The sequence below is a fragment of the Glaesserella sp. genome (assembly GCF_041817755.1).
Classification (GTDB): Bacteria; Pseudomonadota; Gammaproteobacteria; order Enterobacterales; family Pasteurellaceae; genus Glaesserella.
The window spans coordinates 1-18,379 of sequence record NZ_JBGYBX010000020.1 but is presented as its reverse complement, the minus strand read 5'-3'; the positions used below and the strand labels follow the sequence as shown (position 1 = coordinate 18,379).

Sequence of the window (18,379 nt, the reverse complement as noted above, 5' to 3'; positions counted from 1 at the left end):
ACAAGCGGTCGGATTCGGTAAATTTTTTGCAAAATCCAACCGCTTACTTGCGACTATTTGTTGATAATGTGTCCGAAATCTTGTTCCGGTGTGGTTAAACCGCTTAAGCCGAATTTCTCATGTAATAACGCCATCACGTTATCGTTTAAGAAAGCCGGTTTGCTCGGACCGGAGTAGACATTTTTTACGCCTAAGGCTAACAGGGTTAATAACACGATAATGGCTTTTTGTTCGAACCAAGAAAGCACGATAGAAAGTGGCAATTCATTTAAACCGATACCGAGTTTTTGTGAGAGCGTAACGGCTAACATAATTGCAGAGTAGGTGTCATTACATTGACCCGCATCTAACAGGCGAGGTAATCCGCCGTCAATGGTGCCGAAATCCAATTTATTGAAACGGTATTTGCCACAGCCGAGGGTGAGAACCGCGGTATCTTTTGGCAAAGCGTAAGCCAATTCAGTGTAGTAGTGGCGCTCTTCCTTATCACCGTCACAGCCGCCGATCACAAAAACGTGGCTGAGTTTACCGGCTTTGACTAAATCAATGACCGCATCAGAAGCATCGACTAAGGTTTTGCGACCGAAACCAACGGTGATGTAGTGTTCTAACTCGCTATATGGGAAGCCTTCACATGCCAATGCTTTTTCGATAACCGGTGCAAAGTTGTGTTTTTCTAAATGCACCACACCCGGCCAACCAACAATGTTACAAGTGAAGATACGATCGGCGTAATCGCCCACATTCGGGTCGATTAAACAGTTTGAGGTCATCACAATTGCCCCTGGGAAGCGTGCGAACTCTTTTTGCTGATTTTGCCAGCCTGAGCCGTAATTGCCGACAAGATGTTTGTATTTTTTGAGTTCCGGGTAGCCGTGCGCCGGCAACATTTCACCGTGGGTATAAACATTAATGCCTTTGCCTTCGGTTTGTTCGAGTAGCTCTTTTAAGTCTTTTAGATCGTGACCGGAAATGAGGATACATTTCCCTTTCACAGGACGGATGTTGACGTTGGCTGGTACAGGGTTGCCGAACGTTTCCGTTTCGCCTGCGTCTAACATTGCCATCACTTTGAAGTTCATCGCACCAATCGCAAGGGATTTTTCGAGCAATTCGTTTAAATCGCTTGGTTTTGTACCTAACCATGACATAAAACCGTGATATTCCACATATAAATCATTGTCGAATTTGCCTAATACATAAGCGTGTTCAAGGTAAGCTGCCGCGCCTTTTAAACCATATAAAGCTAATAAACGCACGCCGTGCACCTCTTCACCGATTTCTTTACGGTCGGTATCGAGTGCAAATGCTTTGGCTTGTTCGGCTAATTGGTCGATAGAAATGCCTTTCAACTCAATATAAGCTAGCGGATGGTCAAGAGTTGGATTCGGCTCGACTTCGCTGACCGCTTTGATCAATTCGTTACGATAGCTAATCGCTTGTTGGGCATAGCCGACAATACGGTTTGAATCGAAGTTGACATTGGTTAATGTCGCAAAAAAGGCGCGTGGTGCAAAGTTATCGGCATCGTGGTTGATGATGCCGTGCTCACGCGCTTTTAACGCCCAAGCGGATAAGCTGTGCAAAGTGGCAATTAATAAATCTTGCAGGTCTGAGGTTTCGGCTGTTTTTCCACACATCCCTTGACCAAAACTACAACCGTTACCCACAGGGGTTACCATGGTTTGTTCGCATTGAACGCAGTACATAAAATCACTCCAAAAAAATAAATAAGAAAAAGAATACCCCACTAAAACAGTAGGTTTTAAAGCGTTCAAATAGTAGAGTGATTTAGTAGGAATTAAAAGTGTTCGTCGACTAAACTTCCACTTCTTTTGATCTAGGCTAAATTAATGCGATAAATCGGATATATCTTGTGAAATCATCGGTATCGTAATTCATGCTGCGAATTTTGCTGTAAATGCAGTATGATGTTGTCATTATACCGAGACTAAAAAAACAGCTTCATTATCCATCTCATGTCTTTAGAAAAACTATTACTCACTCGTCGTTTTATTTCGACCCTTGCTTATTTTTCAATGCAAACGGTCTTTTTTATCTACCTGCAACAAAAAGGCTTATCTAACTCTCAGATCGCATTTTCATTGTCGGTACTGTTTTTTTGTAGCCAAGCCCTTGCGATTTTTGCAGGGGTATTAGGCGACCGCTATGGTTTGGCGAAAATGATGTTAGTCGGCTGTATGCTCGATGTGATCGCCTATGTTTTCTTCTTGTCAGCGGAAAGCTACACGGTGTTATTAATGGCGACAATGTGCTTTGGTATGGGAAGTTGTCTGTTTGCAACTAATGCAAGGGCGTGCTTACTTGCATTGGCAGGCGATGAATATGCGGCGAAAACTCGCTTACAAGGCAAATTCTTACGGGTCACCAGTATGTCGTCGATGGCAGCTCCGTTGCTCGCTATTCCCTTTATCAAATATGAACAGATCAATGCGTTAATCTGGTGCTGTTTTCTCTTGGAAGCGGTGTTATTTGTGTTTATGGCAAAGCCGTTCTATCAAATGGAAAATGTGAACAATTTAGTGAAATTTCGTTGGGGGCAAATTCGAGAAATCATAACCAAAGAGTTTATTTTTGTTCACTTAATGCTGTTTGTGCCGTTAAGTGTCGCAATGTCGTTTTTTGTGATTTTTCCTTATCTGTTTGACAATAAACTCAATGCCCCGGAGCAGATCCCGATTGCGTTATTTATCAATGGGTTGATGACCGTTGCCCTACAATCGTATTTCTCCAAGCATATCAATTTAACCCGTAAGCAACTTATTTTCGCCAGCCCGATTTTAGCCGTCGGTATGGTTATGCCTTGGTTTATCACCTTGCATTATGCTTCGTTGGTTTCTGCCTATATCTATCTGGTGATTTTTACCTTACTTGAAGTGTATGCATTAACGGCAATGGCGAATTTACTGGTGAAATTTGATAACGGTAAAAATCGTGGATTTATCTTCGGATCGTCCCGCTTGATCCAGTCGATTTTGACGATGATGGTGATGAATTTAATTCCTGTACTGTTTTTGGTGTAACAGATGATGACACAAATTCTGCTTATCTCTTTCGGTGCGGTACTCGGCGCACTCTCCCGCTGGCAACTCGGTGTATGGCTCAATCCGCTTATCAGTCAATTTGCTTTTGGCACTTTAATGGCGAATGTGATTGGCTGTTTTCTCATTGGTATTGCGCTAGGTTTGAATTTAGAAGAAAGTTCCAAGTTATTATTAATTACCGGTTTTCTCGGCAGTTTCACGACATTTTCCGCATTTTCAGCGGAGATAGGAGAAAAACTGCTTCAAGAAAAGTGGTTGAATACGATAGGTGTTTTTCTACTGCATAATATCGTCGGCATTATGGCGACGGTGATCGGTGTGATATTGATAAAATTGATGACAAGCGGTAGGATTTAACCCGTTTTTTACAAATAAAATAAGACCTTACACATGACACTTTTTAATCAATCTTGGGAAAAATATTTACGCCTGATTTTCGCATTATTGGCGGTGGGGCTGTTTTCAAGCGGCGTAGTAACGTTTATTGCCTCAAATTGGGAACAGCTGACCAAATTTCAAAAGCTTTACGGCGTTCAAGCGCTGTTGGTTACGATAACGCTGATTGCTGTCGGGATTTATCGAAAAGAAAGCCGGCAGCATAAAGTCTTCACAAGCGGTGCGTTACTTTTTGTTTCGCTGATTGTCATCGGGGCATTGCTCGCCTTGATCGGGCAAATTTATCAAACCGGTGCGGATCCGTGGCAATTATTTGCGGTTTGGACACTGTTGCAGTTACCTCTATTGCTCTGTTTTCCGAATATTGCCGGGGCGCTGCTTTTTTTGGTTACGTTGAACCTGACATTATTACGCTATCAATTTGTTCACCAAATCGATATGGGATTTGTCGTCGGCGTGAATGTGCTGATACTCGGTATTATCGAATACACCAAAAACAGGTGGCAAGATCCGTGGTTTGTGGTCAGTAAAGTACAAAATCTGTTGCTTGCCGGCACACTGATTGGATTTTGTCTCGGACATATGACACAGATACCGCTCACTTGGATATTATCATTGGCATTATTGCGGTTTTATCAAAAACAACGTGCGGATTTGTTCAACCGGGTGTTGCATTTCTTGGGGATGATTGTCTCGGCGGATTTATGGTTGCTGGAGAACGGCGAAATCATGCTCGGTACGCTGTTAACCTTAGGAGCGATTATTTTTATTGCCGTTCGGGTCAAAAAAGAAGCTGCCGGTTTTCCGCAGCTCCGCTCTCATCTTGCTTTGCAGATTTTATACTTATTCCTCGCCATTTTAGGTACGGTAATGTTATTGCTGTTCCTTTTCTTTTTGATGAATGCCGAACAATACTCTCTATTAGTGGTGTCTGCGATCGCTTTCGGCATTGCAATGGTTATTCGACACAATGAGAGTTATACGGATTTGGCGGCGGCTTGTGTTTTAATTGCATTATGGATGTGGATTGGTTTTTGGTTCTCCAATGAAGAGCAATCGTATTGGGTTGTATTGGGGATGGGGATTGGCGCTTCTGTTATTGTCTATATGATGAATTCGGCGCTATGGTTAAGAACGGTTATCGTGATACAAATTTTAGTCTTACTGTTTTTCTATTTGGGAAACGGGGGATTTGGTCTGCTCGGCTACTATATCGAAGAGTCGGAGCAGCCGGGCTTTATTTTCTATTTCTTTAGCCAATATGCTTATTATTGGTTACCACTGGTGACACTTATCCTTTTTTATAGCGTTGAGCATACTCATTTACGCCCTTTGGCTTGGGGATTTTTACTGTTTTATCTTTATTTCAGTTTTAGTCGCCATTTGAATTATATTGTCATGACCGAAGCAGCGGCCTTACCGGAGATACATTCGGTGGTGGATTTCATTCATTTGGTGACGTTTAATCTATTTGTTGAACCTTGGTCGATTTTCACTATTTTGCATTTTATTGAGCCAATCTCACCGCTTGTACTCTTTTTCTTACTGAATCGAGGGCAAATGCGTTCGATTCATTGGAGCATCGCCGTTTGGATTTCGCTGTTTTCTTTGATGTTTATCAGTAGTCCATTGTTGGCTTTCTGCTTTAGCTTAATGTTATTGGCCTATACCAAGCGGAGTACGACACTTTTTGTATTCAGTTTATTGGCAATGATGGTGACATTAGGGTTGTATTATTATTCTTTATGGTTGCCGCTGTTATATAAATCTTATTTATTACTGGCATCGGGAATCCTGTTTGCCGTTATCGTCATATATTTGTATCGTCAATATCCTGATCAGACGGAAAGTGAGCAAGATAATGCTTCATGCCAAAAACGAGTTCCGTTTGCGGCATTTGCAACGTTGATATTCACTTTAAGCATTGCAAATGTTGCGATTACACAAAATGAAGACGTGTTGAAAAACGGTCAATCCATCGTATTGAAACTGGCGCCTCAAGATCCGCGCTCCTTGATGCAAGGGGATTATATGGTGCTGAATTATGCGTTGCTCGAACAAGTTTATAGCGCATTGCCGGAGCAAAAACCGGACGGCACTCAGGTATATGCTTTACTGAAAAGGGATGAGAATGGTGTTGCAGTACTTTGTCGAGTCGAATTCTCTCCGCCGAAAACCTTTACGGGCTGTGCCGAAGGGGTGTATGTGCCGATTAACGTTGATACGTATTGGAATTTGTCTCTCCCGACTCATGCTTTTTTCTTTCCGGAAGGCAAAGCGAGTTACTACAATCAAGCGCAATACGGCGAATATCGTTTTAAAGACGGAAAAATTTTGCTGGCGAGATTGTTAGACGGGGAATTAAAGCCGTTATAACAAGCGTTAAGGTTTTCTTAAGATTTGACCGATAAAATTGGTTATATAACCACTTGGTGAGGAATCTATGCAGAAATTTTTTATCCTATTAGTCGGTTTTTTAACGATAGCTTGCCAAAGTTCATTGCAAGATGCGCAAAAAGAGCAGGCAAAACAGATGCTTGATCAAGGTATCGCAGCGTATAACCAGCAACACTATGCCGACGCTTTAACATATTTCCGACAAGCCGATGCGCTCGGGCATATGAAAGCCGGACGCTATATCGGTCTCAGTTATCTCAACGGTTATGGCGTCGCACAAGATTCTGCAAAAGCCTTTGCCGCATTCCAATCTGCAGCCCAAAAAGGCGATATTACCAGCCAATATTGGCTGGGTTATCTTTATGAGAACGGTATCGGCACAACCAAAGATTTAACGCAAGCGGTCAGTTGGTATCAAAAATCTGCAATTCGTACCGATCATGTCGGCGAACCTGCTCGTGAAGCGCTCAAGCGCCTTAATATGCAATAGGAAAAACGTATGAAAAAATCACGCTTATCTTTGTTGCTCTTCGCAGGTATTTCAACGGCTTATGCGGATATTCAATCCGTTACGGCAATCAGCGAACCGACCGGTGCCGGTCAGAAAGTCACGGCGGTGGAGCTGAAATATACGGCTGCACCGGTAAACGTAGAACCGTCGCAATTTGCCGTTGAAGGGAGAACCATTACCTCCGCACAAGCAGATACTACGGGCGTTCGCTTAACATTATCGGCAGACGATGCGAATTCAGGCGTCACCATACAGCCGGCGCCCCGCCAGCCGTCGGTCGAACGGGATACCACGCTGACCGTCAAACAGCTTGTACCGTTAAAAGACGAACAAGGCAAAACCGTTCCGACCTTTGAAAAACAAAGTGAAAAAACGGTCAATTTAGTGGCGGATGACTTTCGTCAGTTGGAGTTTAAAGATGCCAACGGTGTGGTGGTGAAATACAATTTATTTGTGCCGAAAAATTATGATCCGAAAAAATCGTATCCGTTGGTGATGTTCATTCACGATGCAGGCGCAACCAACGACAATGTGAAAAATACTCTTTGGCAGGGCAACGGGGCGACCGTGTGGGCAAGCCCCGAATGGCAGGCAAAACACCCTTCTTTTGTGCTCGCCCCGCAGTTTGATCATGTGATTGTGAACGATAAATCAGACGATCCTGCGGATTTGGACGCTACCATTAATTTGATTAAATCGTTAAGTAAAGAATACAGCATCGACACTAAACGTCTCTATGCCACAGGGCAGTCGGGCGGTGCGATGATGTCGATTGCGATGAACATCAAATACCCGGATTTCTTCGCCGCCAGTTATATTGTAGCGGGGCAGTGGGCGGCGGAAAAAACCGCACCGATGGCGAAAAATAAATTCTTTATTTTGGTTTCGGAAGACGATCCGAAAGCTTACCCGGGGCAAAATGCGATTGTAGATGTGTTAGCTAAACACGGTGCAGTGGTGCAAAAAGCGGTATTAACCAACGGTAATGCCACGGAAGCGGAGCATAATGCGGAAGTGAAGGCGTTGTTAGCCAAAGAAGGCAATGTGCATTATATGGCGGTACGCTCTAAAACCTTGCCGGATCAAGTAAATGGTATAAATGCAACCAGCCCCGGTCAAGCTCATATCGGTACGTGGAAAATTTCCTATAATATTAATGCGATTCGCGAATGGTTGTTTGCACAAAGCAAATAACTGAAACAACAAGCGGTAAGATTTTGCAAAATTTTTGCAAGAACTTACCGCTTGTCAAAGCTTACGGTTTATAGATGAATTCTACACCCTCATCATCTTCTTCCGTCCAACCGTCATCATCTAAGTCGTCCCAATCGTCTTCGGTAATCGGGTTTAACATTGCTTGTTGATGATAGTCGTCCCACTTGAATGCGACTTCTTCTTTTGCTTTTTCCTCTTCTTCAACACGCGGATTTGCTTCGATAAAGTCCATAATATCACGGGTTAAAGCGGATACATTTTGCCCTGTGGCGGCAGAAATCAAGTAGTAATCACCTTCCCAACCGATCTCTTCTACAATCGCTTCGGCTCTTTCTCTCGCTTCTTCTTCGCCAATGGTGTCGATTTTGTTAAACACCAGCCATTGCGGTTTATCCGCTAATTTTTCGCTGTATTGATAAAGTTCCGACTCAATAATAGAGATATTTTGTGCAGGATCGCTTTCATCAATCGGCATAATATCGACAAGGTGAATAAGTACTCGGCAACGCTCTAGGTGTTTTAGGAAGCGGATCCCCAAGCCTGCACCTTCAGCCGCACCTTCAATCAACCCTGGAATATCTGCCACCACAAAGCTACGATCCGCCCCAACTCGTGCCACGCCTAAACTTGGCACAAGGGTGGTGAACGGGTAATCTGCGACTTTCGGTTTTGCAGCGGATACCGCTCGGATAAAGGTGGATTTCCCTGCATTCGGCAAACCTAACATTCCCACATCGGCAAGTAACATCAGTTCTAACTGTAAATCACGTTTTTCCCCCGGTGTGCCGTTGGTTTTCTGACGTGGAGCACGATTGACCGATGACTTAAAGCGAGTATTTCCTAAACCGTGATACCCCCCTTTTGCCACCAACATTTTCATTCCGTGCTTAGTTAAATCGCCAATCACTTCTTGGGTATCGTTGTCAATCGCACGAGTACCAACGGGTACACGCAGGGTGATGTCACTACCACGATGTCCTGTACAACCGGCACTGCGACCATTTTCACCACGACCTGCGGCAAACCGTTTTTCAAAACGGTAGTCAATAAGTGTATTTAGGTTTTCGTCAGCGATTAAATAGACATCGCCACCATCGCCACCATCGCCACCATCAGGGCCGCCTTTCGGAATAAATTTTTCACGGCGGAAACTGACACAACCGTTACCACCATCGCCTGCTTCAACTCGGATCAGGGCTTCGTCAATAAATTTCATATCTTCTCCTATTTCCCTATACAGCCTAAGGGAAATGTTTATTTTCTTTTAACTAATTTATGCCCGACCGCCGATAAAATCGTGCCGGACACCACAATAAATGCACCGATATAACTCAATAAATTCATATCAGGGCTTGCAAAGGTATCGGGAAATGCCCAATGTCCAATGCTTGAAAAAACCATCGTAAAAATCGGGACTAAAATCGTAACTACGCTCACTTTTGATGCGTCCCAGTGATTTAATGCTTCGGCATACGCACCATAACCAATCAAGGTATTTAAACAACAGAAAATGAAACAACCCAATAAAAACGGATCAAATCCATCTATGTTTATCCGGCTGGCAAATGGGGTAAGCAGCAATGCACAACCCGTATAAATAATCAGCAAAATCTGCTGTGAACTAAATTTTGCTAACATCATCTTTTGGGCGATCGCATAAACCACCCAAACAACTGCAGCACCTGCTCCGACAAGAAGCCCAAAAGCATAAGTTCCAAACTGAAAAATTTCCCCGAAACGCTCATTAAAAAAGGCAATTAAACCAACAATAAGCAATAGTAAGCCGATTTGCTGATGTCGCCCAAACTGTTCTTTAAAAATCACCACGCCACATAAGATCATCGTGAACGGGGCTAGCTGCCACAATACTTGACTGGTTGTTGGTGAAATAAAGTTTAAACCATAGCTAAATAAGAAAAAATTCAGCGACAAACCTACCACGCCTAATCCGATTAACCAAAGAAAACGTGGAGTGAAAGCGGTCGGTTTCGGCAATTTTTTTGTAAAGCCTAAAATCAAGAACAAACCGATTGCTGCTACCACAAAGCGAATCCACACAAGTGTTTGAGCATTCATCATGCTCAAGATTTTTTGTGCCGCAATCGGTAAAGCTCCCCACGTCATTGCCGTAAGTAAGGCTAACGAAAATCCAAGTAATGGACGTTGTGGCTTCATATTAAATCCGTTTATGTCGATAAAAAAGTTTATGCCCGGCGGCGGAAAGCATCGCACCGAATACAACAACGATAGCGCCGAAATATGTCAGGTGATTAAAATCCGGCTCAGTAAAATGTTCCGGATGCAAATAAAATGCCAGGTGCGAAAACAAAATGGTGCAGATTGGAATCAGTGGCATCATAACACTCACTTTCGTCACTTCCCAACGATTTAGCGCTTCGGCATAACTGCCATAAGCAATCACGGTATTCAAACAGCAAAAGATTAAGCAGAACCACGCAAAAGCGGTGAGATTTGCCGTTTGAGATAAATCCGTTAACGGTGTGAATACCAAGCTACAGCCAAAATAAATAAATAACAGGATCTGCGGTGAGCTGAATTTATACAGCATCATTTTTTGGGCAATGCTGTAACAAAGCCAAATCAAGCTTGCGCCTACAGCAGAAAGCATTCCCCACGCGTATTCATTCATCTGCGCAAGATCGTCAAGGCGATCATTGAAAAACAAACCCAAGCCGATCAGTACAATGGCTAAGCCGATTTTCTGATGTAAACCAAAACTTTCTTTAAACAGATACACCCCGATAAGTGCCATGATTAATGAGGAAAACGGACTGATGATTTGACTTGCCGCCGGCGGAATATGATTTAGCGCTAAATTGAATAAATAAAAATTGCAAGATAAGCCGAATATACCTAACAGCAGCAGACAAACATCACGGCGCGAACAAGCGGTCGGTTTCGGCAATTTTTTTGCAAAAAATAAAATAACAAAAAGCCCGGCCATTGCGGTAACAAAGCGAAACCAAACAATCGTTTGAGTATCCATGAATTTCAGTACTTGTTGTAGCACAATCGGCAACATACCCCACATCATTACAGCAGTTAGGGCAAAGAGAAAACCAAGTAAAGGCTGTGATTTTGACATAAATCCACTTATTTCAAGAGTAATAAAAAACCCCGCTAAATATTAGCGGGGCATTTTAATCTTATTCTTTTGAAGATTATTCAGCAATAATGCTGACATATTTGCGATTTTTCTCGCCTTTAACTTCAAATTTTACTTTACCGTCAGCAGTTGCGAATAAAGTGTGGTCTTTACCCATACCTACATTGCTACCTGCGTGGAATTTTGTACCACGTTGACGAACGATGATGCTACCTGCTAATACAGATTCGCCACCGAAACGTTTAACACCAAGGCGTTTAGCTTCAGAGTCACGACCGTTACGAGTTGAACCACCAGCTTTTTTAGTTGCCATCTACTTGATCTCCTCTGAAATTATGCTTGAATCCCAGTGATTTTCACCTCGGTGAACCACTGACGATGACCTTGTTGTTTACGGCTGTGTTTACGACGACGGAATTTAACGATGCGAACTTTTTCGCCACGACCGTGTGCAACCACTTCTGCCACTACTTTACCGCCGGCAACAACCGGGGTACCGATTTTAACATCTTCACCATTAACGACCATTAACACTGAGTCGAACTCAACTTTTTCACCTGTCGCTACTTCAAGTTTTTCTAAACGAACAACTTGACCTTCGCTTACTCGGTGTTGTTTGCCGCCACTTTGGAAAACTGCGTACATATTTACTCCGCTAATATGTGCCTATCGCTGCGCGTTTGGCACCCTTAAATTCATATAAAATAGGTGCGCAATTCTACGCAAAAAGTTAATTTAGAGCAAGTAAGAATTTGATAAAAATTTGAATTTCTGTCGGTATAACGAAAAAGACCGCCTCAACAAGCGTTTGAAACGGTCTTTCTAGGTAATCGGATCATTAAATGTGTGACCACTTCCAATGACCGTTGACCGCCGTACCTAATACCTCAAATTGATGATTAAATGCCGTTAAATTCGCAATTTTACCGGGAGCGATCGATCCTAATTGATCGTCTACATGAATGGCTCGTGCAGGATAAAGGGTACACATCCGAATCACTTCATCTAACGACAAATCGGTATGTTGCATCATGTTGCGGATTGACTCGATCATGGTAATTGCCGCACCGCCAAGGCTGCCGAACTCGTCTATGCATTTGCCGTCTTTATAGAGTACCTTTTTACCGACGAAGATAAAATATTCCATATCCGTTGTACCCGCCGGGGCAACCGCATCGGTCACGATCACTAATTTATCGCCTTTCACTTTTTTGGCAATACGCACATTGCTCCAATCGACGTGCAAGCCGTCAACGATAATGCCCGCATAAATATCACTATCCAATACGGCACCGACTACACCGCCGTCACGTCCGGAGCTGATTGGTGACATTGCATTGTGCAAATGAGTGGCGAAGCCGATTCCCTCTTGAATGCGTTGTTTGGCTTGGGTAAAGGTTGCGTTGGAATGACCGAGAGAAACAATGATCCCTGCATCCACAAATGTTTTAATATGATCCGCTGTTGGATTTTCAGCCGCAAGCGTGATTTTAGTAATGACATCACGGTTTTCGCATAGAAACGTCAACATCTCTCCACTGATTTCCCTAATATATTCCGGGCGATGAACGCCTTTTTTCGCCACACTTAAATAAGGACCTTCTAAATGTAAACCGAGAGCTTGATGTTTATGTTTGGTAAGATATTCTCGCATGACCTGCACCGCCTGCTTCATCCCTTCATCCGGGGAGGTAATGAAAGTCGGCAGATAGCTGGTCGTGCCTGATTTTAAATTTGCTTCTTGCATAATTTCGAGTGTGCGGACACTGATATCTTCGTTAAACATCACGCCGCCACAGCCGTTCAGTTGCAAATCAATGAAGCCTGCCGACAGATTTGCGCCTTCCAAGTCAATCTGACGAAGTTCTTTCGGGAGTTGTTGTTGATGAACGATCGCCTCGATTTTATCGTGATTGACAATGACGGCATGTTGATAGAGTACGGCATCACCGGTATAAATCACGCAGTTCGTCAATGCATAGTGGTTCATTTGTCCTCCTAACGAGCAACATTTTGTTCTAATTGTTTGAAATATTTGACGGTTTTAACTTTCAACTCTTGCGTCGCCGGTTCATCGCAGACCACAACCGCACGGCGATGCAATTGTATTGCGCTGATTGTCCACAAATGATTGATCGGACCTTCAACACAAGCTTGTAACGCCAATGCTTTATTATAACCGGTGACAAGAATCAGCACTTCTTCCGCATCCAGTAATGTTCCGACACCGACGGTTAAGGCGAACTTCGGCACTTTATTGACATCGTTATCAAAAAAACGCGAATTAGCAATCAGCGTATCTTCCGTCAATGTCTTGATGCGGGTGCGGGAACTCAATGATGAAGCCGGTTCGTTAAAGGCAATGTGACCGTCGACGCCGACCCCCCCCATAAACAGATGAATTTTACCGTAAGAACGGATTTTTTCTTCATAACGTTCGCATTCAGCATCTACATCTTCCGCCATGCCGTTTAATAAATTGATATTTTGCGGCTGGATATCCACATGGTTGAAGAAATTTTCGTACATAAACGTGTGGTAACTTTCAGGATGTTCCTTAGGTAAGCCGACATATTCATCCATATTAAACGTTACCACATGTTTAAAGCTGACTTCCCCCGCTTGGTAGAGTTTGATTAACTCTTTATAGGTTTTTTGAGGGGTACCGCCGGTCGGTAAGCCGAGTACGAACGGTCTGTCCGCCGTCGGTTGAAAAGCGTTGATTTTATCAACGATATAACGAGCAGCCCATTGACTGACTTGCTCCGCGCATTCCAAAGGAACTAAACGCATACATCCTCCTAGAAAATCAAAAGTTGAAATAAAACTTCATTAAATTGGATTATAAAGGAAGATTTGCTTCATTTGTAATGAATTTACCTAAAATTTGAACAAGATCACAATTTTGGCATTAATTTGTGCGAATCAAGCGACTCATTACTTGTCCGGCTGGCTTTTCTTTGATGATTTGCCAATTTTCAGGGAGCGCTAATGGCATATGATGTTTTTCCGTTTCAACATAAATCAGGGCATTTTCAGCCAACCAGCCGTTTTGGGCAAGGTGAGCAAGGACTTGCGGCACAAAACCTTGATGAAAAGGCGGATCGACAAACACGATATCGAACGGTTCACCGCTGTTTTTTTGCGCTAAAAATTGCAGACTGTCGGTTTGTATGACCGTGCCTTTTTCCGTTTTTAGGGCGAGTAAATTCTTTTTCAATTGAACGGCGGCATTTGCAAATTTTTCGAGGAAAGTGACCGCTTGCGCTCGGCGGGATAAGGCTTCGATACCGAGTGAGCCACTGCCCGCAAAACAATCCAAACAGCGTGAATCGGCAATATCCGTCATCAACCAATTAAAAACGGTTTCTTTCACCCGATCCGTCGTCGGGCGTAATCCTTCCGCCGTCAGTACAGGTAGTTTTCGTCCGCGCCATAATCCGGCAATCACTCGGACTTCACCCTGTTGACGATTTTGTAGAGAAATTTGCGTTTTTTTCATACCTGCTAATAAAAATAATCGATAAAAATGCTAAACTAGCATCAGTTTATTCCATTTTTCAGCAAAATGGATTTTTTAATTTTATGCGGGTGTAAAAAATGACGGATGAGAAAAAGAAAAAAGGCTTTTGGTCTTGGTTAGGGTTCGGCAAAAAAGAACAACAAGAAACGCCATCGGCTCTTCAGCAGGAAGCCGAGCAGACAGCGGACGAAACGAATCAACAAGCGGTCGGTTCCGAGCAACAAATTGCAAAACCGACGTTGGAGTCGGAAGCAAAAGGGGCGATTCAAGAGGTTATCGATAAGGTCGAACAAAACATCGATGATGTCAAAGCCTATGCCGAGCAAGCGCAAGATCGTCTTGAAGAGACGGTAGATCGGATTGACGAATGGGTTGAGCAAATCGAAGATCGCATTGAAGAAAAACTGGATGTGGCCGAAGATTTTGTGGAAGAAAAAGTCGCGGAGCTCAAAGCTGTAGCAGAAGCAAAATGGGAGGCGATTGAAGATACCGTTGAAGAAAAAGTTGAACGTCTTGAGGAGATGTTTGACAAAGAAGATTCGGATGACGACGATAAATCGTCTGACCTCTCCGCCGTATCGGAAGAACCGCTTGTTCAAACGGAAAAGGACGAACCGATCGTCGAAGAAATAACCGAACAAGCAGCTTATCAAGAAAAACCGAGTGAAGGCGGCTTTTTTAGCCGTTTAATCAAAGGGTTGATTAAAACCAAGCAAAGTATCGGCTCCGGTTTCCGCAATTTCTTCCGCGGTAAAAAGATCGATGATGATCTGTTTGAAGAGTTGGAAGAGCAGTTATTGATGGCGGATTTAGGTATGCCGACCACGACGAAAATCATCAATAATTTGACGCAGCATGCAACAAAACAGCAATTGCGTGATGCCGAATTACTTTATCAACAACTAAAATTAGAACTGGCGGAAGTACTAAAACCGGTGGCTCAGCCGTTGGTTTTAGAAGAAAAAAAACCGTATGTGATTTTAATGGTCGGGGTAAACGGTGTCGGAAAAACCACAACGATCGGTAAATTGGCGCGCAAATTCCAAGCGGAAGGCAAGTCGGTGATGTTGGCGGCGGGCGATACCTTTCGAGCAGCGGCCGTAGAACAACTTCAAGTTTGGGGAGAACGTAATCACATTCCGGTGGTCGCACAAAGTAGTGGTTCCGATTCCGCCTCCGTGATTTTCGATGCCATGCAATCGGCGGCGGCAAAAGGTATTGATGTGTTGATTGCCGATACCGCAGGGCGTTTGCAAAATAAAAATAATCTGATGGACGAACTGAAAAAGATCGTGCGCGTGATGAAAAAATATGATGAAAGCGCGCCGCACGAAATTATGCTGACGTTAGATGCCGGTACGGGGCAGAATGCCATCAGTCAAGCGAAATTATTTAATGAAGCGGTCGGTTTAACCGGAATTACCCTAACCAAACTCGACGGCACGGCAAAAGGCGGGGTGATTTTCGCCATTGCTGATCAATTTAATATTCCGATTCGTTATATCGGTGTGGGCGAAAAAATTGATGATTTACGCCCGTTTAATGCGGATGAATTTATTGAGGCATTATTTGCCCACGAGGAAGAGAAGTCATGATCAAATTTACCAATGTCAGTAAAGCCTATAAAGGTGGCGGTAGACCGGCATTGCAAGGAATTAGCTTTCATTTGCCTAAAGGAGAAATGGCATATATTACCGGTCATTCCGGTGCGGGAAAAACGACATTACTTAAGCTGATTATGGGGATTGAACGTGCCAACGGCGGACAAGTGATGTTTAACGGACATGATATTACCCGTTTGGCGGAGCATGAGTTACCGTTTTTACGCCGCCAGATCGGGATGGTGCATCAAAACTACAGTTTATTGACGGATCGTTCCGTACTGGATAACGTGGCTTTACCGCTGATTATCATGGGATTGAATCAGGCGACGGTGGAACGGGAAGCGCGTTTGGCGCTATCACGCGTCGGGTTGGAAAATAAAGCAAATTTCTCACCGTTACACCTTTCAGGCGGAGAGCAACAGCGGGTGGATATTGCCCGAGCCATTGTTCATCGTCCGCTGTTGTTATTGGCGGATGAACCGACCGGCAATCTTGACGACAAACTTTCTTTTGAAATTTTCCGTCTTTTTGAAGAATTTAACAAAGCCGGAACGACGGTACTGATTGCGACTCACGATACCAATATTATTGCTCAACGCCCGAAACCGTGCTTGGTGTTGGAAGAAGGGCATCTTAAGGCTTAAGGATTGATCATGCTACATTCATTTAATACACAAACCCGTTATATTTTACGCTCGGTTCGGCAGGATCTGTTTAAACGTAAATTCGGGACCTTATTGACGATTTTGGTCATCGCCGTGTCACTTACGATTCCGACGGTCAGCTATTTATTGTGGAAAAATACCAGTCAGGCAGCATCGGAATTTTATCCGGAACCTGAATTGACGGTCTATTTGCATAAAAATTTGGCGGAAAACGATGTTCAATCAGTGGTTGAACGGATTCGCCAATTCGATGCGGATAAAATCGAGTCGTTGAATTATATTTCCCGCCAGCAGAGCTTGGATGAATTTCGGACATGGTCCGGTTTCGGTGAAGCATTGGATATTTTGGACGACAACCCGCTGCCGGCGGTGGTGATGTTAAAGCCGAAAAAGGATTTCACTTCTCCTGAGAATATGTTGGCGTTTCGAGACGGTTTACAGAAAATCAAAGGCGTACAAGAAGTCCGTTTGGATAACGGCTGGCTTGAAAAATTAACGGCATTAACCCGGCTGATTGCACGCGTGGCGGTCACTTGCACCTTATTAATGTTTATTGCCGTATTTTTGGTCATTAGCAACAGCGTGCGATCCGATGTGTCAAACAGTCGCGCCTCGATCGAAGTGATGCAGTTATTGGGGGCAACGGATCATTTTATTGCCCGTCCGTTTTTATATACGGGAATGGTATACGGTTTCTTCGGCAGCGTATTGGCGCTGTTGTTCAGTGCGATGACCATCAGTTACTTTACCGGCGTGGTGCGTTATGTCTCGGATATGTTCACCGTCAAATTCGAGTTACACGGGTTTGATCTCAGTGAGATCTGTTTGATTATCGTCAGTAGCGTTTTTCTCGGCTGGTTATCGGCAAAAATTGCCACCAACCGCTATATTCAAAAAATCGGGGCGTAAAGCTTAATAGATACAAGCGGTGCGATTCGAGCGGAAATTTGCAAAATCCGCATCGGATCGCACCGCTTGTTGTCCGGTAGATCAGTTGAACGGCATAAAGAACAGCGACAACGGTAAGATGATGATATCACCCAGTAATGTCACCGGTGTGAGGGCAATTTTACTTAACAGCAATTCACCGTCGATTTCCGTTTTTCCGGCATGATATTGTTGAAGCCTGACCGGCAGCGCCTTTTCAAAGCGGTAATCTTGTTTGAGGTTATCGGAGGCCTTATAGATATTTCCTTTTACCGTAAATTGTGCAGTGTATCCCTGTTTTTCCTTTTTAAACCCTAACTCACGGAGAATATTCTCTTCCTGAGACGTTTGCGGCGGATAGAAAAGCACAAAATCCGTCCCGAACGTTTTTTCATCGGTAAGCGTCAAGACAAAGGTATTTTTGCAGTCGGCACAACGATTTAGGATATGAAATGCTTTCGACAATTTGGCGTTAACAATCGGTGTTATTTGTTTCGTAGAATTTTCATCTAAAAAATACCAATAACGTTCCCCCATCATCACCAGCCGCTCACGGCTTTTACCGAAGGCATGTACGTTGTCTTGTGCAATGGTTTGGGTATGACCGCTGGTTTGGGTGACGATCTCGCCGGAACCCGAAACGATCCCACCGTTACCGCCTGCCCACAACCATGCGGTACAGCCCGACATCCCGATACTTGCAGATAACACCATGAAGTTAATCAGTTTGGTTAATTTCATCTTTCACTCCTTACATGAACGAATCACATTGCAAAATGATGTTCGGAACCGACCGCTTGTATTGTATTACTTCATTTCGGCAAAGGCCTGGTCGGCGGCAGCCAGCGTATCGGCAATATCTTGGTCGCTGTGAGCCAATGACATAAAACCGGCTTCAAAGGCGGACGGCGCGAGGTAGACGCCTTTTGCCAACATGTGATGGAAGAAG

Annotated in this window: 18 protein-coding genes and 1 pseudogene; 8 read left to right on the top strand and 11 right to left on the bottom strand. The window is 43.8% G+C overall.

Going from position 1 to position 18,379, the window contains the following annotated elements; translation table 11 throughout:
* Positions 1 to 53: 53 nt before the first annotated feature.
* Positions 54 to 1,709: a hydroxylamine reductase gene (hcp, locus tag ACEYKX_RS01895; RefSeq protein ID WP_373767125.1), complete on the bottom strand. Its 1,656-nt coding sequence runs from the start codon at positions 1,707 to 1,709 to the stop codon at positions 54 to 56.
* A gap of 270 nt (positions 1,710 to 1,979) precedes the next feature.
* Between hcp and ACEYKX_RS01890 the strand changes: the two genes are divergently transcribed.
* The 5 genes from ACEYKX_RS01890 (at position 1,980) to ACEYKX_RS01870 (ending at position 7,563) form a co-directional block, all read left to right on the top strand.
* The gene (locus ACEYKX_RS01890) at positions 1,980 to 3,044 is read left to right on the top strand and encodes an MFS transporter (protein WP_373767126.1); all 1,065 of its coding nucleotides are present in this window, start codon (positions 1,980 to 1,982) and stop codon (positions 3,042 to 3,044) included.
* A gap of 6 nt (positions 3,045 to 3,050) precedes the next feature.
* The gene (locus ACEYKX_RS01885; protein WP_373767149.1) at positions 3,051 to 3,422 is read left to right on the top strand and encodes a CrcB family protein; all 372 of its coding nucleotides are present in this window, start codon (positions 3,051 to 3,053) and stop codon (positions 3,420 to 3,422) included.
* 33 nt (positions 3,423 to 3,455) lie between these two features.
* Complete coding sequence (locus ACEYKX_RS01880; RefSeq protein ID WP_373767127.1) at positions 3,456 to 5,837, top strand: GDYXXLXY domain-containing protein; 2,382 nt, start codon at positions 3,456 to 3,458, stop codon at positions 5,835 to 5,837.
* A gap of 67 nt (positions 5,838 to 5,904) precedes the next feature.
* Complete coding sequence (locus tag ACEYKX_RS01875) at positions 5,905 to 6,348, top strand: tetratricopeptide repeat protein (RefSeq protein ID WP_373767128.1); 444 nt, start codon at positions 5,905 to 5,907, stop codon at positions 6,346 to 6,348.
* A gap of 9 nt (positions 6,349 to 6,357) precedes the next feature.
* Positions 6,358 to 7,563 carry a prolyl oligopeptidase family serine peptidase gene (locus ACEYKX_RS01870; protein WP_373767129.1) on the top strand — a complete coding sequence of 402 codons (1,206 nt, stop codon included), beginning with the start codon at positions 6,358 to 6,360 and terminating at the stop codon, positions 7,561 to 7,563.
* A gap of 61 nt (positions 7,564 to 7,624) precedes the next feature.
* On the opposite strand, the gene cgtA is transcribed toward ACEYKX_RS01870, so the two are convergent.
* From cgtA to rsmD, 8 genes are all read right to left on the bottom strand, one after another.
* On the bottom strand, positions 7,625 to 8,800 hold the full coding sequence (gene cgtA / locus ACEYKX_RS01865) for an Obg family GTPase CgtA (protein WP_021111485.1): 1,176 nt from the start codon (positions 8,798 to 8,800) through the stop codon (positions 7,625 to 7,627).
* Between the two features lie 38 nt (positions 8,801 to 8,838).
* On the bottom strand, positions 8,839 to 9,759 hold the full coding sequence (locus ACEYKX_RS01860) for a DMT family transporter (protein WP_373767130.1): 921 nt from the start codon (positions 9,757 to 9,759) through the stop codon (positions 8,839 to 8,841).
* A gap of 1 nt (position 9,760) precedes the next feature.
* Positions 9,761 to 10,690 carry a DMT family transporter gene (locus tag ACEYKX_RS01855; protein ID WP_373767131.1) on the bottom strand — a complete coding sequence of 310 codons (930 nt, stop codon included), beginning with the start codon at positions 10,688 to 10,690 and terminating at the stop codon, positions 9,761 to 9,763.
* Between the two features lie 76 nt (positions 10,691 to 10,766).
* On the bottom strand, positions 10,767 to 11,024 hold the full coding sequence (rpmA, locus tag ACEYKX_RS01850; protein WP_005711421.1) for a 50S ribosomal protein L27: 258 nt from the start codon (positions 11,022 to 11,024) through the stop codon (positions 10,767 to 10,769).
* Between the two features lie 20 nt (positions 11,025 to 11,044).
* Complete coding sequence (gene rplU / locus ACEYKX_RS01845) at positions 11,045 to 11,356, bottom strand: 50S ribosomal protein L21 (RefSeq protein ID WP_005711422.1); 312 nt, start codon at positions 11,354 to 11,356, stop codon at positions 11,045 to 11,047.
* 193 nt (positions 11,357 to 11,549) lie between these two features.
* Positions 11,550 to 12,701, bottom strand: a complete 1,152-nt coding sequence (gene nagA, locus ACEYKX_RS01840; protein ID WP_373767132.1) for an N-acetylglucosamine-6-phosphate deacetylase — start codon at positions 12,699 to 12,701, stop codon at positions 11,550 to 11,552.
* Between the two features lie 8 nt (positions 12,702 to 12,709).
* The gene (nagB, locus tag ACEYKX_RS01835) at positions 12,710 to 13,504 is read right to left on the bottom strand and encodes a glucosamine-6-phosphate deaminase (RefSeq protein ID WP_373767133.1); all 795 of its coding nucleotides are present in this window, start codon (positions 13,502 to 13,504) and stop codon (positions 12,710 to 12,712) included.
* A gap of 118 nt (positions 13,505 to 13,622) precedes the next feature.
* A complete protein-coding gene (gene rsmD, locus ACEYKX_RS01830) occupies positions 13,623 to 14,213 on the bottom strand; it encodes a 16S rRNA (guanine(966)-N(2))-methyltransferase RsmD (protein ID WP_373767134.1) in 591 nt (196 codons plus the stop codon).
* Positions 14,214 to 14,311: 98 nt separating this feature from the next.
* Between rsmD and ftsY the strand changes: the two genes are divergently transcribed.
* From ftsY to ftsX, 3 genes are read left to right on the top strand one after another with little or no spacing between them, the layout of a single operon-like run.
* Positions 14,312 to 15,829 (top strand): signal recognition particle-docking protein FtsY, encoded by a 1,518-nt coding sequence (ftsY, locus tag ACEYKX_RS01825; RefSeq protein WP_373767135.1) that lies wholly within the window; start codon positions 14,312 to 14,314, stop codon positions 15,827 to 15,829.
* Positions 15,826 to 16,482 carry a cell division ATP-binding protein FtsE gene (ftsE, locus tag ACEYKX_RS01820; protein WP_373767136.1) on the top strand — a complete coding sequence of 219 codons (657 nt, stop codon included), beginning with the start codon at positions 15,826 to 15,828 and terminating at the stop codon, positions 16,480 to 16,482. The genes ftsY and ftsE overlap by 4 nt, the downstream gene beginning before the upstream one ends.
* Before the next feature lie 9 nt (positions 16,483 to 16,491).
* Positions 16,492 to 17,412 carry a permease-like cell division protein FtsX gene (gene ftsX, locus ACEYKX_RS01815; protein ID WP_373767137.1) on the top strand — a complete coding sequence of 307 codons (921 nt, stop codon included), beginning with the start codon at positions 16,492 to 16,494 and terminating at the stop codon, positions 17,410 to 17,412.
* A gap of 81 nt (positions 17,413 to 17,493) precedes the next feature.
* Here ftsX and ACEYKX_RS01810 read toward each other — a convergent pair whose 3' ends face one another.
* Both ACEYKX_RS01810 and ACEYKX_RS01805 read right to left on the bottom strand, forming a co-directional pair.
* On the bottom strand, positions 17,494 to 18,171 hold the full coding sequence (locus ACEYKX_RS01810) for a hypothetical protein (protein WP_373767138.1): 678 nt from the start codon (positions 18,169 to 18,171) through the stop codon (positions 17,494 to 17,496).
* A gap of 66 nt (positions 18,172 to 18,237) precedes the next feature.
* Positions 18,238 to 18,379 (bottom strand): annotated as a pseudogene (locus tag ACEYKX_RS01805) (aspartate aminotransferase family protein); the annotation flags it as partial.

Excerpts from the sequence above, each read along its gene's own strand:
- hcp (WP_373767125.1), bottom strand. The coding sequence starts at position 1,709 with ATGTACTGCGTTCAATGCGAACAAACCATGGTAACCCCTGTGGGTAAC.
- ACEYKX_RS01890 (WP_373767126.1), top strand. The coding sequence starts at position 1,980 with ATGTCTTTAGAAAAACTATTACTCACTCGTCGTTTTATTTCGACCCTT.
- ACEYKX_RS01885 (WP_373767149.1), top strand. The coding sequence starts at position 3,051 with ATGACACAAATTCTGCTTATCTCTTTCGGTGCGGTACTCGGCGCACTC.
- ACEYKX_RS01880 (WP_373767127.1), top strand. The coding sequence starts at position 3,456 with ATGACACTTTTTAATCAATCTTGGGAAAAATATTTACGCCTGATTTTC.
- ACEYKX_RS01875 (WP_373767128.1), top strand. The coding sequence starts at position 5,905 with ATGCAGAAATTTTTTATCCTATTAGTCGGTTTTTTAACGATAGCTTGC.
- ACEYKX_RS01870 (WP_373767129.1), top strand. The coding sequence starts at position 6,358 with ATGAAAAAATCACGCTTATCTTTGTTGCTCTTCGCAGGTATTTCAACG.
- cgtA (WP_021111485.1), bottom strand. The coding sequence starts at position 8,800 with ATGAAATTTATTGACGAAGCCCTGATCCGAGTTGAAGCAGGCGATGGT.
- ACEYKX_RS01860 (WP_373767130.1), bottom strand. The coding sequence starts at position 9,759 with ATGAAGCCACAACGTCCATTACTTGGATTTTCGTTAGCCTTACTTACG.
- ACEYKX_RS01855 (WP_373767131.1), bottom strand. The coding sequence starts at position 10,690 with ATGTCAAAATCACAGCCTTTACTTGGTTTTCTCTTTGCCCTAACTGCT.
- rpmA (WP_005711421.1), bottom strand. The coding sequence starts at position 11,024 with ATGGCAACTAAAAAAGCTGGTGGTTCAACTCGTAACGGTCGTGACTCT.
- rplU (WP_005711422.1), bottom strand. The coding sequence starts at position 11,356 with ATGTACGCAGTTTTCCAAAGTGGCGGCAAACAACACCGAGTAAGCGAA.
- nagA (WP_373767132.1), bottom strand. The coding sequence starts at position 12,701 with ATGAACCACTATGCATTGACGAACTGCGTGATTTATACCGGTGATGCC.
- nagB (WP_373767133.1), bottom strand. The coding sequence starts at position 13,504 with ATGCGTTTAGTTCCTTTGGAATGCGCGGAGCAAGTCAGTCAATGGGCT.
- rsmD (WP_373767134.1), bottom strand. The coding sequence starts at position 14,213 with ATGAAAAAAACGCAAATTTCTCTACAAAATCGTCAACAGGGTGAAGTC.
- ftsY (WP_373767135.1), top strand. The coding sequence starts at position 14,312 with ATGACGGATGAGAAAAAGAAAAAAGGCTTTTGGTCTTGGTTAGGGTTC.
- ftsE (WP_373767136.1), top strand. The coding sequence starts at position 15,826 with ATGATCAAATTTACCAATGTCAGTAAAGCCTATAAAGGTGGCGGTAGA.
- ftsX (WP_373767137.1), top strand. The coding sequence starts at position 16,492 with ATGCTACATTCATTTAATACACAAACCCGTTATATTTTACGCTCGGTT.
- ACEYKX_RS01810 (WP_373767138.1), bottom strand. The coding sequence starts at position 18,171 with ATGAAATTAACCAAACTGATTAACTTCATGGTGTTATCTGCAAGTATC.